Source organism: Streptomyces resistomycificus, from assembly GCF_001514265.1.
GTDB lineage: Bacteria > Actinomycetota > Actinomycetes > Streptomycetales > Streptomycetaceae > Streptomyces > Streptomyces resistomycificus.
The window spans coordinates 35,061-46,972 of the sequence record NZ_KQ948990.1; the positions used below are offsets into that span (position 1 = coordinate 35,061).

Consider the following 11,912-nt stretch of genomic DNA (forward strand, 5'->3'; position numbering starts at 1 on the left):
GCTGCGGCCGTACCCCTTCGCTGTCGGTGGGGCCCGGCATCATGAAGGCATGCGTGCTGCCCGTCTCATCAAAATGGTGCTGTTGCTCCAGAACCGGCCCTCCATGACGGCCGCCGAACTGGCGCGGGAGCTGGAGGTGTCCGAGCGGACCGTGACCCGGGACGCGCAGGCGCTGTCGGAGGCGGGCGTGCCGGTGTACGCGGACCGGGGGCGGGCCGGTGGCTACCGGCTGATCGGCGGGTACCGCACCCGGCTGACCGGGCTGGCCCGCGGCGAGGCCGAGGCGTTGTTCCTGTCGGGAGTGCCGGGGGCGCTGCGGGAGATGGGCTTGGAGGACGCGGCGTCGGCGGCCCGCCTGAAGGTGTCGGCCGCCCTGCTGCCGTCCCTGAGCGACGCGTCTCGTACGGCGTCCCAGCGCTTCCACCTGGACGCGCCGAGCTGGTTCAAGGAGCCGAAGACCCCCGAGCTGCTGCCCGCCGTCGCGGACGCGGTGTGGGACGACCGGCGGATCACCGCGCGCTACCGGAGCCGGGAGGCGGAGGTGGAACGCGAGCTGGAGCCCTACGGGCTCGTGCTCAAGGCGGGGGTCTGGTACCTGTGCGCGCGGGTGCCCGCCGGGCAGGACGGGGCCTACCGCGTCTACCGGATCGACAGGTTCACCGCGATCACGGCCGGTGAGCAGCGGTTCGCGCGGGACGAGGCGTTCGATCTGCCGGGGTTCTGGGAGGAGCGGGCCGAGCAGTTCGCGCGCTCGATCCTGCGGACGGAGGTGGTGGCGCGGCTGTCGCCGGACGGGGTGCGGGCCCTGCCGTACGCCGTCGGGACGCCGTCCGCCCCGCAGGCGCTGGAGGCGGCGTCACCGCCGGACGCCGACGGCTGGGTGACCGTGACCCTGCCGGTGGAGTCGGAGGAGGTCGCCCACTCCCAGCTCGCCTCGCTGGGGCCGGAGGTGGAGGTGCTGGCACCGGAGGGACTGCGTACCCGCTTCGTGAAGGACGCGACACGGCTCGCGGCCCTGTACGAAGGGGCCTCCCGGAGGCCGGCCGGGACATAACAATCCGCCGCACTCCACGTGCGCCGCACCCTCCCAGGGCCGATGCTGGACCCGTGATGGACGAGACGGAGTTCTGGGAGCTGGTGGACGCCACCCGCGAGGCCGCCGACGGCGACCCCGAGGAGCAGGCCGACCTGCTGGTGGACCGGCTTATTCGGCTGGACCCGGACATGGTCCTCGACTTCGCCCGCCATTTCGAGGCCCGTTACAACCGCGCCTACACCTGGGACCTGTGGGGCGCCGCGTGGGTCCTGCTCGACGGGGCGAGCGACGACGCGTTCGACTTCTTCCGGTGCTGGCTGATCGGCCAGGGCCGGGAGGTGTACGAGGGCGCGGTGCACACGCCGGACTCGCTGGCCGACCTGCTCGACGACTTCGACGCGGAGATCGACGGAGACGGCGAGGAGCTGGGCTACGCGGCCGACGAGGCCTACGAGCAGCTCACCGGCACCGTCGCCCCCGACCTGGGCATCGCGCCCGCGCCCTCCGAGCCGGAGGGCACGCCGATCGACTTCGAGGACGAGCGCGTGCTGGCGGAACGATTCCCCAAGCTGTGGGACCAGTTCAGGAACTGAGGCCTCAGGGGCAGTGGCTTCAGGGCCCGTGCCTTCCGGGACCGGGACTTCCGGGACCGGGACTTCCGGGACCGTGCCTTCCGGGACCGTGCCTTCCGGGACCGTGCCTTCCGGGACCGGGACTTCCAGGACCTGAGGCAGGCCTCTCAGGCCGCCGTGACCCGGCGACGGGTCGTGTCCGCCGGGATGTACGCCTGTGCCTGGTCCGCCTTCACCGCGTGGTGCATCGGCGCCGCGTTGGCCTGTTCCAGGGCGTGCGCCGTGACGGCGGCCGGGCCCAGGACGACGGCCGCGACCGCGCAGACCACCGCCCAGGGGCCGCGGGCGGTCCTGGTCCAACCACGGGTGCTCTCCGCGGCGCTGGCGTGACTGCTGTTCATCTTCCCCACCTCCGGTCAGTGCGTGTGCATGACGATAGGGCGGCTGTCTCGGGGGGATCCGTGAGGCGGCTGAGAGAAACCTGTGAGGTGGGGGCCGACTCCGTTCACCTGCCCTGCAGCCGGGCCGCCAGCTCCCTGATCTCCGGCAGCCGGGCGCTGAGGGCCGCTCCGGGGCAGCTCGTCATGTAGCCGTCCTGGTGGCCGGCCAGAGTGGGGAGCGAGGCGGCGGTGCCTGCGGCGAAGCGGCTACGGCCGTTGCTGGAGACCAGGCGGACCGTGGCCCGCGGGTCGACGCCGGCGAGGCCCAGCTTCCAGGCGGCCAGGGCGGCGATCGCGTCGGTCATCGCCTTGGGCACCTCGACGCCGGCCGTGAAGGTGCCGAGGGCCGCGATCCCCGTGGTGCGGTGGTTGAAGCCCTGCGTGTGCGCACCGGTGACCGGCCGCTCCACACCGCCCGCGCGGCCCTCGTAGATCGTGCCGCAGCGGTCGACGAGGAAGTTGTAGCCGATGTCGTCCCAGTGGCGGGATTCGGTCATACCGGCGTCGAGGTGGCGGATGATGCCCGGCGCCTCGGCACAGTCGTAGGCGTTGGGCGAGTCCGTGTGGTGGACGAAGACCGCGACGACCTGGTCGTCGTAGCGCGGGGGCGGCCGGGTGCGGGTGCTGTCCGGTGGCGCCCACGCCGACCGGGGCACGATGGGCGGCCGGGGCGCGGAGTGGGCGTCGGCGGGACGGGCCGCGGACTGCCGGTTCGCGGACACCGAGTCCTCCACGCCGTACGCGCACAGGACCAGCGCGGCGGCGGCGGCGAGGCCGGGCAGACAGCCGAGCGGCACGAGCGCCGCCCTCGGTATTCGTACCGCGCGCCTCTTCCGTGAGCCTCTCGGTCTTCGGACACGCATGGTCCCACTGTCCGACGGATCCCCTCCGCCCGCGATGTGTGGTGTGCCACCCGGTGGAACCATCGTCCCGGTCCGGGGCGTTTTCCGTGGTGGACGCGCGCGTGGCGGGTTCCGGCCGCCACGCGCGCGTGGCTGATCACTGGGCGCGTCCCGCGCGTACTAGGGGGTCCTGGAGAAAGGCGGCTCAGTGGACCTGCTCGACATCCTGCTGTTGCTGGTGATCCTCGCCTACGCGGCCTCCGGCTACCGGCGCGGGCTGGTGGCCGGCTGTGTGTCGCTGGCCGGCTTCGTGGGCGGCGCGGTCATCGGTGTCTGGGTGCTGCCCTGGATGATGGACCTGGTGGCACCGGGGAGCACGGCGGCCACGGTGACCGCGGTGCTGACCGTGCTGGGCCCGGCCGCGCTGGGGCACGAGCTGGCGGGGCGGCTCGCGCTCAAGCTGCGCAGGGAGCTGGACCAGGGGCCGCTCAGGGTGGCCGACGGGGTCGGCGGGGCCGTGGCCAACTCGGTCGCGGTGCTGATCGTGGCGTGGGTGGCCGCCAGCGTGCTCGGCGCCTCCTCGTCGTCGCTGGTCACCACGGCCATCCGGGACTCCCGGCTGCTGGGCGCGGTACAGGACGCGATGCCGGAGACGACCCCGGCCTGGTTCTCCCGGGCCACCTCCGCGCTGACCGAGGCGGGCTTCCCGCAGGTCTTCAACCCGTTCGAGAACGAGTCCACGGCCCAGGTCGCCAAGCCCACCGGCGACAGCGTCACCGCGAGCGCCACCGACGCCGCCAAGCTGAGCACCGTCAAGATCGAGGGCGTCTCGGGCACCCAGGGCCGGGAGGGCAGCGGGTTCGTCTACGCTCCGCGGCACGTGATGACCAACGCCCACGTGGTGGCCGGCATCGACGAGCCGAGCGTGCGGGTGGGCGGGGTCGGACGGTCGTACGAGGCGCGGGTGGTGCTCTTCGACCCGGACAAGGACGTGGCGGTGCTCTACGTCCCCGACCTGAAGGCTCCGGTGCTGGCCTTCGACGACAGCGCCTCGCGCGGCGACTCGGCCGTGGTCGCGGGCTACCCGCAGGACGGCGACCTGAACCTGCAGGCGGCCACCGTGGCCAACAAGGTGAAGGCGACCGGCCAGAACATCTACAACGACGCGACCGTCACCCGCGAGATCTACTCGATCCGCTCCACCGTCCGCCCCGGCAACTCCGGCGGCCCCCTGCTCACCACCACGGGCAAGGTCTACGGCGTCGTCTTCGCCCGCTCCACCTCCGACGCCGAGACGGGATACGTCCTGACGGTCGACGAGGTCGCGGCCGACGCCGAGCGGGCCGCGGACGCGACGGCACCGGTGGACACGGGCGAGCTGGCGACCTCCTGAGCCCGCTCGTGGCGGGGCCGGCGAGCCGGCCGTGCGGGGTCCGCGGGAACCGGTCGTCGGGACACGGTCGTTGACGGAGTGACGGGTGCGGCGCCGCCCTCGTACGGGTCAATGCGGTCCGGAGGGCCCGCCCGGGCGTACCCCTGACTCCATGTCACGCGACCCGGCCGACCCGCCCCCAGGAGGCTCCGGTGCCCGTCTTCTTCCTGATCTCCCTGCTGGTGGCGGGGCTCGCGCTCGGTCTGGTCGTGCGCAGACGCCGCACGAACGCCACGGCCGACCAGTTCAGAGACTGCGGCCCATGAGCACGTCGTCGACGTACCGGCCGTCCAGGAAGAACTCCTCGGGCAGCACGCCCTCCACCACGAAGCCCTCGGACTCGTACAGCGCGCGGGCCGGGGCGTTGTGGCCGAGAACGCGCAGGGTGAGCCGGCGCGCCCCCTGCCGCCGGGACTCCTCCCCCGCGGCCCGCAACAGCGCCCGCCCCACCCCGGCGCCGCGCGCCTCCTCGGCGACGGCGAGACCCTGGATCTGGCGGACGTGGGTGTTGCAGGCGAGCGAGGTCGGGTAGCCGAGCCTGATGTAACCGACGACGTCGCCACCGAGCTCCGCGACGAAGTGGTCGAGGGGTCCGAACCGCTCGTTGAAGAACGGGTCGTACGGCGGCTGCGGGCGGGGGGTGACGGCGTGCAGCGGGGACCAGGCGGCGCGGTCGAGGCGGCTCAGGGCCTCCTCGTCCTCGGGGGTGGCGTGACGTATGTGCGGAGCGGGCATGACGGTCACCCTACGGCGGGGGCGTCGGAAGCAGACCGTGGTTTTACGTACCCACCAGGCAGGATGAGGTCATGGAACTTTCAAGGATCGCGGTCGCCGGCGCGTCCGGTCTCATCGGGGGCGCCCTCGCGCGGTCTCTGACCGCCGACGGGCACGAGGTGGTGCGTCTGGTCCGCCGGGAGCCCCGAAGGCCCGACGAGGCACGCTGGGACCCCGAGGGTGGGTACGTCGACACGGCCCGGCTCGCCGGGTGCGACGCCGTGGTGAACCTGGCCGGGGCGCCGGTGGGCTCGCGCCGCTGGACGGAGGCGTACAAGGCACGGATCCGCAGCAGCCGGGTGCTGGGCACGACCGTCCTCGCCGAGGCCGTCGCCTCCCTGTCCGACCGGCCGCGGGTCTTCGTCAACGGCAGCGCGATCGGCATCTACGGCGAGACCGGGGACCGGCCCGTCGACGAGGACGCGCCGCCCGCGAAGGGCTTCCTTCCCGAGCTCTGCGTGGAGTGGGAGGGGGCGGCCGAACCGGCCCGGGAGGCCGGCGTACGGACCGTGTTCACCCGGACCGGCCTGGTCGTGTCCCGTGAGGGCGGGGCGTGGGGCCGGCTGTTCCCGCTGTTCCAGGCCGGGCTCGGCGGTCGGATGGGGGACGGGCGGCAGTACTGGTCGTACGTCTCGCTGCACGACGAGGTCGCCGCGATCCGTCATCTCATCGACACCGATGGCCTGTCCGGGCCCTTCAACATCACCGCCCCGCGGCCGCTGACGAACCGTGAGATCACCGCGGCGATGGGGCGCGTGCTGCGCCGGCCGACACTGTTCACGGTGCCCGAACCGGTGCTGCGGACCGTGCTCGGCGAGTTGGCCGGGGACGTGCTGGGCAGCCAACGGGTGTTGCCGATGCGGCTGCTGGAATCCGGGTTCACGTTCGCGTTCCCGGAGATCGAGGAGGCCATCCGGGCGGCGAAGTGACGCCTGCGATCGCATGCGACCGTCGTGCGACCGTGCCCTGTCGATGCGCGACTGTCCCTGACCGATCACGGCCCTACCCTCGACCCGAACTCGGGTATCCCCGGAGCCAGTTGGGGGCATGACGTCTCCACCGGCCGCGCAACCTCGAGGAGGGGCACGTGCTTGAGCCCGCTTACCAGGCGGACGTCGTGATCGTGGGAGCCGGGGTCGCCGGGCTGTCCGCGGCGCATCGGCTGACCTGCGCAGGAGTGACGACCGTGGTGCTGGAGGCCGCCCCGTGTGCGGGCGGCCGTATGTCGACCGAGAAGGTGGACGGCTTCCGGCTCGACCGCGTCGGACAACTGCTGTCCACGGCGTATCCCGAACTTCGGTCGACACCCGGGCTCGACGGCCTCGTGCTGCGGCCCTTCGCCCCGGGGGTCCTGCTGCACAGCGACGGCCGCCACCATCGCGCGGGCACGCCCGTGAACACGGGGGGCGCACGGGGCGCACTCCACGCGGTGCGCGCCTTGGCGAGCGCCCCCAGGTCGCCCGCGGCGTCGAAGGGCCGGGGCGCTCCCCGGCAGACCCCGGCCTCCAGGGGCTGGGGTGAGGCGGAGCGGGTCGCCGCGCCGCGGAGCCGGGGCGTGCACCGGCCGGGCGCCGCGTCGAGAAGCCGGGGTGCCCCGGGTTCCGTCGGCGCGTCCGGCGCCGCTCGCACCGCGCCCCGCGGTACCGCCCCGCTCGGCACCGCCGTGGACCAGGCCCGGCTCGGGTCCGCGCTCTCCCGGATCGCGGGCACCCCCGTCGAACGTCTGCTGGCCCGGCCGGAACAGCCCGCCGGGCAGGCCCTCGCCGCCCGCGGGGTGCCGGCCCGGACGATCGACGGCTTTCTGCGCCCGCTGCTCGCGGCCCTGCTGTGCGACCCGGAGCTGTCCACGTCCAGCCGGTGCGCGGACCTGGCGCTGCGGGCGTTCGCGCGCGGGCGGCTGTGCGTGCCCGAGGGCGGGGCGGAGGTGCTGCCGGAACTGCTCGCCCGGACGCTGCCGCCGGGCACCGTGCACACCGGAGTCCGGGTCACGTCCGTCTCCACGACCTCGGTGACGACCGCCGAGCACGGCGAGATCCGCTGCCGGGCCGTGCTGCTCGCGACGGACGCCCGGGCCGCCGCCGAGCTGCTGCCCGGCCTGCGCGTGCCGGAGTTCCACCCGGTGACGGTGGTCCACCACACGACGGACGAGCCGCCGGGCACGGGCGCGTCCCTGCTGCTCGACGCCGACCGGGGCGGCCCGGTCGCGCACACGGCGGTGGTCAGCCGCGTCGACCCGTCCCGTGCGCCGGCGGGCCGCACCCTCGTCTCCTCGACGGTCCTCGGCCCGCCGCCGCCCGACCTGGACACCGCGGTGCGCATGCACCTGTCCCGCCTCTACGGGACCTCCACCCGCCGCTGGGAGACCCTCGCCGTCCACCATGCCGCCGAGGCGGTCCCGGCGATGCGTCCACCGCACGACCTGCGCCGCCCGGTACGACTGCTGGCGGGCCTGTACGTGTGCGGTGACCACCGGGACACCAGCACGGTCCAGGGCGCGCTCCACTCGGGTCACCGGGCGTCGGCGGCGATCCTGAGAGACCTGGGGGTGACGGGTGCGGCGCGGGCCGCCGACCCGCTGCCCGCCCCCCGGGCCGCCTAGCACGGCCCGGGGGAACGGCCGGAGGGGCTCCTAGAGGAGCGCCGCCACCTTGTCCCGGTAGCCCCGCACCGGTGCCGCGTCCTTGTACGGCTCCAGCCTGCGCTCGAAGTCCCGTACGTACTCGATCGCCCGCACCGAGCGCATCTCCGCCGCCGCGCCGGCCGCCTCGGCGCCCAGTGCGCAGGCCTGGTCGAGTTCGCCGAGGCCGAGGCGGGCGGAGGCGAGGACGACACGGCAGAAGAGCCGGCTGCGGGCGTAGGAGGGCGCGCGCAGTTGCAGGGAGCGCTCGGCGTGCTGGGCCGCCGAGCGGAACTGCTGGAGGTCACGGTGGCTGTGCCCGAGCTCGTCGGCGAGCTGTGCCTCGTCGAAGAAGCGGGCCCAGTGCGGGACCTCGTCGCCGGGCCGGGCCGCCTCCAGGGCGCGCTCGGCCCGCACCAGCGAGCCGGTGCAGGCACGCACCTCGCCGAGCACCCCGTGCCCGCGCGCCTCGACGGCGTGCAGCAGCGCCTGCACGACCGGCGGGGCGTTGGTGCCGACCCCCTGCTGGGCCACGCGTGCCAGCTGCACGGCCTCCCGCCCGTGCCCGAGGTAGACGGCCTGCCGGCTCATCGTGACCAGCACATAGGAGCCGTACGCCCGGTCACCCGCCGCCTGCGCGAGCCGCAGCGACTGCACGAAGTAGCGCTGCGCGAGGCCGTGCGCCGCGATGTCGTACGACGTCCAGCCCGCGAGCCGGGTGAGGTCGGCGGCGGCGGCGAACAGACGGCGGCCGGTCTGCTCGCCGTAGGTGCCGCGCAGCATCGGCTCGCACTCGTGCTCCAGGTAGCGCACGAGGGCCTGGCGGGCGTGGCCGCCGCCGTACATGTCGTCGAGGGAGCGGAACAGCTCGCCGACCGAGCGCAGGGCGGAGATGTCGCCGCCGGTGACCTTCTGACCGGGGCCGCGTTCGGTCTGGCCGCGCTGGCGGGGGACGCCCGGACGTCCCTGGACGGGGACGCGGACGGGCGTTTCGCCGCGGGCCACCCTCTCGTCGGCCCGTCCGATCAGCCAGTCCCGGCTGGGCACGACGAGCCCTGCGGGGGTGAAGGCGATCTTGCGCAGCTCGGCATGGCTGCCGGAGTCCTTGCGCCACAGCCCGCTGACGATGTCGACCGCCTCCTCGGGTGTGGCGGCGAACTCCAGTCCCGCGTACACCGGAGCGCAGGCGTCGAGCCCGAGGTCCTGGGCGGTGAGCCGGCGGCCGAGGCGGCGGGTGAAGACCTCGGCGATGAGAGCGGGCGTGGTGCCCCGGGGCTGCTGGCCGCGCAGCCACCGCGTCACGGAGGTCTTGTCGTATCTGAGGTCCAGCCCGTGTTCGAGTCCGAGCTGGTCCACGCGACGGGCGAGACCCGCGTTGGAGAACCCCGCTTCTGCGATGAGCGCGGCGAGCTGGCGGTTGGGAGTGCGCTGCGCGGGTCGTTCCGTCATCTGCGGTGCGGTCTCCTGCCTTCGGGCCTTCGCGGGGGCCGCTGCGGCCCCGCGGTGCCCGGATTGCCTGTGAGCAGCCCTTATGGCCTCTGTGAACGGCGCGAATGTAGCGGAGAGTGAGCAGACGATCGCACACTTCGACGTTCGTTCATCCGATCGTGTGAGGATCGCCCTCCGGGCTGACGCGCGCCCGCCGGACGTACAGTGGCGTGGGCACGCTGCGTGCCTTACTACCCGCCAGGGCTTTCAGGGAGGCGCTTGCCGTGAGTGAGTTGCGGTTCGTCCGTATGGGATTCGGTGCGGACTCCGTCGAGTACCAGGAGGCGTGGGACGAGCAGCGCCGGGTGCACGCGGCGCGGTTCGCCGACGAACTCCCCGACACCGTGCTGCTCCTGGAGCATCCCCCGGTCTACACGGCCGGCCGGCGCACGGCGGACAACGAGCGACCGCTCGACGGCACCCCCGTCATCGACGTCGACCGCGGCGGCAAGATCACCTGGCACGGCCCGGGTCAGCTGGTCGGCTACCCGATCCAGAAACTCCCGCGCCCGGTGGACGTCGTGGCACACGTCCGGCGTCTGGAGGAGGCCCTGATCCGCACCTGTGCGGAGTTCGGCCTGGAGACGAGCCGGGTCGAGGGCCGCAGCGGGGTGTGGGTGCTCGGCGACCCGGTCGAGCGGCGCCCTTCGCTCGGCGGTCTCTCCCTGGACTTCGACCCCCGTCTGCACGACGACGAGTTCGACCCGCGCATGAACGGCCCCGAGTACGCCCCCTCCAACGCCGGCCAGCGCCGCGAGGACCGCAAGATCGCCGCGATCGGCATCCGGGTGGCCAAGGGCGTCACGATGCACGGCTTCGCCCTGAACGTGAATCCCGACAACAAGTGGTTCGACCGGATCATCCCGTGCGGCATCCGTGACGCGGGCGTGGCCTCGATCGCCGACGAACTCGGCCGGGACGTGACCATCGACGAGGTGCTGCCGGTGGTCGAGCGGCATCTGAAGGACGTGCTCGAGAACGCGGAGCCGCAGCCGAGGGTGATCGACAAGGCGCCGGCGACCGCCGGTCCCTCCGGCACCTGAGGGCGAGGCCCTCCGGGCCGAGGCGGGGGCCTGGGGGCGGCCGTCTCCGGCAGGGCCAGCACCCACGCCGGGCATTCAAATCAACGGGCGTACCCTTGAGCACGCCGAAGAATCAATCGCTAGGGAGCCCATCGTGTCCGCAGTCGCACCCGACGGACGCAAGATGCTGCGCCTGGAGGTCAGGAACGCCCAGACCCCCATCGAGCGCAAGCCCGAGTGGATCAAGACCCGGGCGAAAATGGGCCCCGAGTACACGAAGATGCAGAACCTCGTGAAGAGCGAGGGTCTGCACACCGTCTGCCAGGAAGCCGGCTGCCCCAACATCTACGAGTGCTGGGAGGACCGCGAGGCCACCTTCCTCATCGGTGGCGACCAGTGCACCCGGCGTTGTGACTTCTGCCAGATCGACACCGGCAAGCCCGAGGCGCTCGACCGGGACGAGCCCCGGCGCGTGGGCGAGTCCGTGGTCACCATGGACCTGAACTACGCCACCATCACCGGCGTCGCCCGCGACGACCTGGAGGACGGCGGCGCCTGGCTGTACGCCGAGACGGTCCGCCAGATCCACCAGCAGACCGCCGACCGCGCGGCCGGCCGCACCAAGGTCGAACTGCTGGCCCCCGACTTCAACGCCGTCCCCGAGCAGCTGGCGGAGGTCTTCTCCTCCCGGCCCGAGGTCTTCGCGCACAACGTCGAGACGGTCCCCCGGATCTTCAAGCGCATCCGCCCCGGCTTCCGCTACGAGCGCTCGCTGAAGGTCATCACGGACGCCCGCGACTACGGCCTGGTCACCAAGTCCAACCTGATCCTCGGCATGGGCGAGACCCGCGAGGAGGTCAGCGAGGCGCTCAGGCAGCTGCACGAGGCGGGCTGCGAGCTGGTGACCATCACCCAGTACCTGCGCCCGTCCGTGCGCCACCACCCCGTGGAGCGCTGGGTCAAGCCGCACGAGTTCGTGGAGCTGCAGCAGGAGGCCGAGCAGATCGGCTTCTCCGGCGTGATGTCCGGTCCGCTGGTGCGCTCCTCCTACCGCGCTGGGCGGCTCTACCGGATGGCCATGGAGCAGCGCGGGTCGGCGGTTCCGCAGCCGGACGGGTCGTACGCCGCCTCACAGGCCGTCTGACCGCCCGGCCCGGCCCGGCAAGCCGTCACCCGTCCTGCCCCACAGAGGGCGACGTAAGCGTGTGAATTCGCGCACAAGAAGCTACCCGCCAGTAGCGGCCAATTTGACGCGGTCCTGACCGTTCTCGCTGATGAGGACGCCCGTCAGGGCCGCGTCGGCGTGCCGGGGGCTCCGCATCAAGGCTTCATGGGCGTTTGACCGGCCAGTCACGCCCTGGTAACACCAATCAGTGACCCTGAAATCACACCACGTACACCCATACCCGCAGCGGTATCGAGGGGGGACCTCCATCATGCAGGCCGCGCCCGTTCGCGCCACACCCATCCCGACGTTCACCGACGCACTCCGCGCCGTCGAGTACCTGCTCATGAGCAGTGGCCAGCGCACCGCACGCCGCAACGCCTGGACGTCGGTCCTGGAGGACCGCCGCCGCGCCAAGGACAGGGTCGAGGCGCAGCGCGTCCTGGAGCAGACCTTCACCGCGCGCCCCTGAGACCCCCTTCTCCCTCTCCCACGGCACTGCCGTCGTCGCCGCCTCCGGGGCC

Annotated in this window: 12 protein-coding genes; 8 read left to right on the forward strand and 4 right to left on the reverse strand. The window is 73.1% G+C overall.

Annotated elements, in window-relative coordinates; translation table 11 throughout:
• Positions 1-49: 49 nt before the first annotated feature.
• Entirely contained in the window at positions 50-1,054 is a 1,005-nt protein-coding gene (locus AQJ84_RS10105; RefSeq protein ID WP_030039274.1) for a helix-turn-helix transcriptional regulator, read from the forward strand.
• A 56-nt stretch (positions 1,055-1,110) separates the two neighbouring features.
• The gene (locus AQJ84_RS10110) at positions 1,111-1,629 is read left to right on the forward strand and encodes a DUF4240 domain-containing protein (RefSeq protein ID WP_030039273.1); all 519 of its coding nucleotides are present in this window, start codon (positions 1,111-1,113) and stop codon (positions 1,627-1,629) included.
• 146 nt (positions 1,630-1,775) lie between these two features.
• On the opposite strand, the gene AQJ84_RS10115 is transcribed toward AQJ84_RS10110, so the two are convergent.
• Positions 1,776-2,009 (reverse strand): hypothetical protein, encoded by a 234-nt coding sequence (locus tag AQJ84_RS10115; RefSeq protein WP_030039272.1) that lies wholly within the window; start codon positions 2,007-2,009, stop codon positions 1,776-1,778.
• Between the two features lie 104 nt (positions 2,010-2,113).
• Entirely contained in the window at positions 2,114-2,845 is a 732-nt protein-coding gene (locus AQJ84_RS10120; protein WP_030039271.1) for a peptidoglycan recognition protein family protein, read from the reverse strand.
• 253 nt (positions 2,846-3,098) lie between these two features.
• Between AQJ84_RS10120 and AQJ84_RS10125 the strand changes: the two genes are divergently transcribed.
• Positions 3,099-4,283 (forward strand): MarP family serine protease, encoded by a 1,185-nt coding sequence (locus AQJ84_RS10125; RefSeq protein ID WP_030039270.1) that lies wholly within the window; start codon positions 3,099-3,101, stop codon positions 4,281-4,283.
• A 285-nt stretch (positions 4,284-4,568) separates the two neighbouring features.
• Here the strand turns inward: AQJ84_RS10125 and AQJ84_RS10130 are convergent, their stop codons facing one another.
• Positions 4,569-5,057, reverse strand: a complete 489-nt coding sequence (locus tag AQJ84_RS10130; RefSeq protein ID WP_030039269.1) for a GNAT family N-acetyltransferase — start codon at positions 5,055-5,057, stop codon at positions 4,569-4,571.
• A gap of 71 nt (positions 5,058-5,128) precedes the next feature.
• On the opposite strand from AQJ84_RS10130, the gene AQJ84_RS10135 reads away from it, so the two are divergent.
• A complete protein-coding gene (locus AQJ84_RS10135; RefSeq protein ID WP_030039268.1) occupies positions 5,129-6,025 on the forward strand; it encodes a TIGR01777 family oxidoreductase in 897 nt (298 codons plus the stop codon).
• A 158-nt stretch (positions 6,026-6,183) separates the two neighbouring features.
• Positions 6,184-7,695, forward strand: coding sequence for an NAD(P)/FAD-dependent oxidoreductase (locus tag AQJ84_RS10140; RefSeq protein WP_053190707.1), 1,512 nt, complete (start codon positions 6,184-6,186; stop codon positions 7,693-7,695).
• Between the two features lie 30 nt (positions 7,696-7,725).
• Here AQJ84_RS10140 and AQJ84_RS10145 read toward each other — a convergent pair whose 3' ends face one another.
• Positions 7,726-9,162, reverse strand: a complete 1,437-nt coding sequence (locus AQJ84_RS10145; RefSeq protein ID WP_030039265.1) for a hypothetical protein — start codon at positions 9,160-9,162, stop codon at positions 7,726-7,728.
• A gap of 263 nt (positions 9,163-9,425) precedes the next feature.
• Here AQJ84_RS10145 and lipB point away from each other — a divergent pair, with 263 nt between their 5' ends.
• The 3 genes from lipB (at position 9,426) to AQJ84_RS10160 (ending at position 11,860) form a co-directional block, all read left to right on the forward strand.
• Complete coding sequence (gene lipB / locus AQJ84_RS10150; RefSeq protein ID WP_030039264.1) at positions 9,426-10,244, forward strand: lipoyl(octanoyl) transferase LipB; 819 nt, start codon at positions 9,426-9,428, stop codon at positions 10,242-10,244.
• A gap of 133 nt (positions 10,245-10,377) precedes the next feature.
• Positions 10,378-11,367 (forward strand): lipoyl synthase, encoded by a 990-nt coding sequence (gene lipA, locus AQJ84_RS10155; RefSeq protein ID WP_030039263.1) that lies wholly within the window; start codon positions 10,378-10,380, stop codon positions 11,365-11,367.
• Positions 11,368-11,659: 292 nt separating this feature from the next.
• Positions 11,660-11,860 (forward strand): SCO2195 family GlnR-regulated protein, encoded by a 201-nt coding sequence (locus AQJ84_RS10160; RefSeq protein WP_030039262.1) that lies wholly within the window; start codon positions 11,660-11,662, stop codon positions 11,858-11,860.
• The last annotated feature ends 52 nt before the right edge of the window (positions 11,861-11,912 follow it).

Coding starts and splice junctions, on each gene's coding strand:
- AQJ84_RS10115 (WP_030039272.1), bottom strand. CDS start 2,009: ATGAACAGCAGTCACGCCAGCGCCGCGGAGAGCACCCGTGGTTGGACC.
- AQJ84_RS10105 (WP_030039274.1), top strand. CDS start 50: ATGCGTGCTGCCCGTCTCATCAAAATGGTGCTGTTGCTCCAGAACCGG.
- AQJ84_RS10135 (WP_030039268.1), top strand. CDS start 5,129: ATGGAACTTTCAAGGATCGCGGTCGCCGGCGCGTCCGGTCTCATCGGG.
- AQJ84_RS10130 (WP_030039269.1), bottom strand. CDS start 5,057: ATGCCCGCTCCGCACATACGTCACGCCACCCCCGAGGACGAGGAGGCC.
- AQJ84_RS10110 (WP_030039273.1), top strand. CDS start 1,111: ATGGACGAGACGGAGTTCTGGGAGCTGGTGGACGCCACCCGCGAGGCC.
- AQJ84_RS10160 (WP_030039262.1), top strand. CDS start 11,660: ATGCAGGCCGCGCCCGTTCGCGCCACACCCATCCCGACGTTCACCGAC.
- AQJ84_RS10145 (WP_030039265.1), bottom strand. CDS start 9,162: ATGACGGAACGACCCGCGCAGCGCACTCCCAACCGCCAGCTCGCCGCG.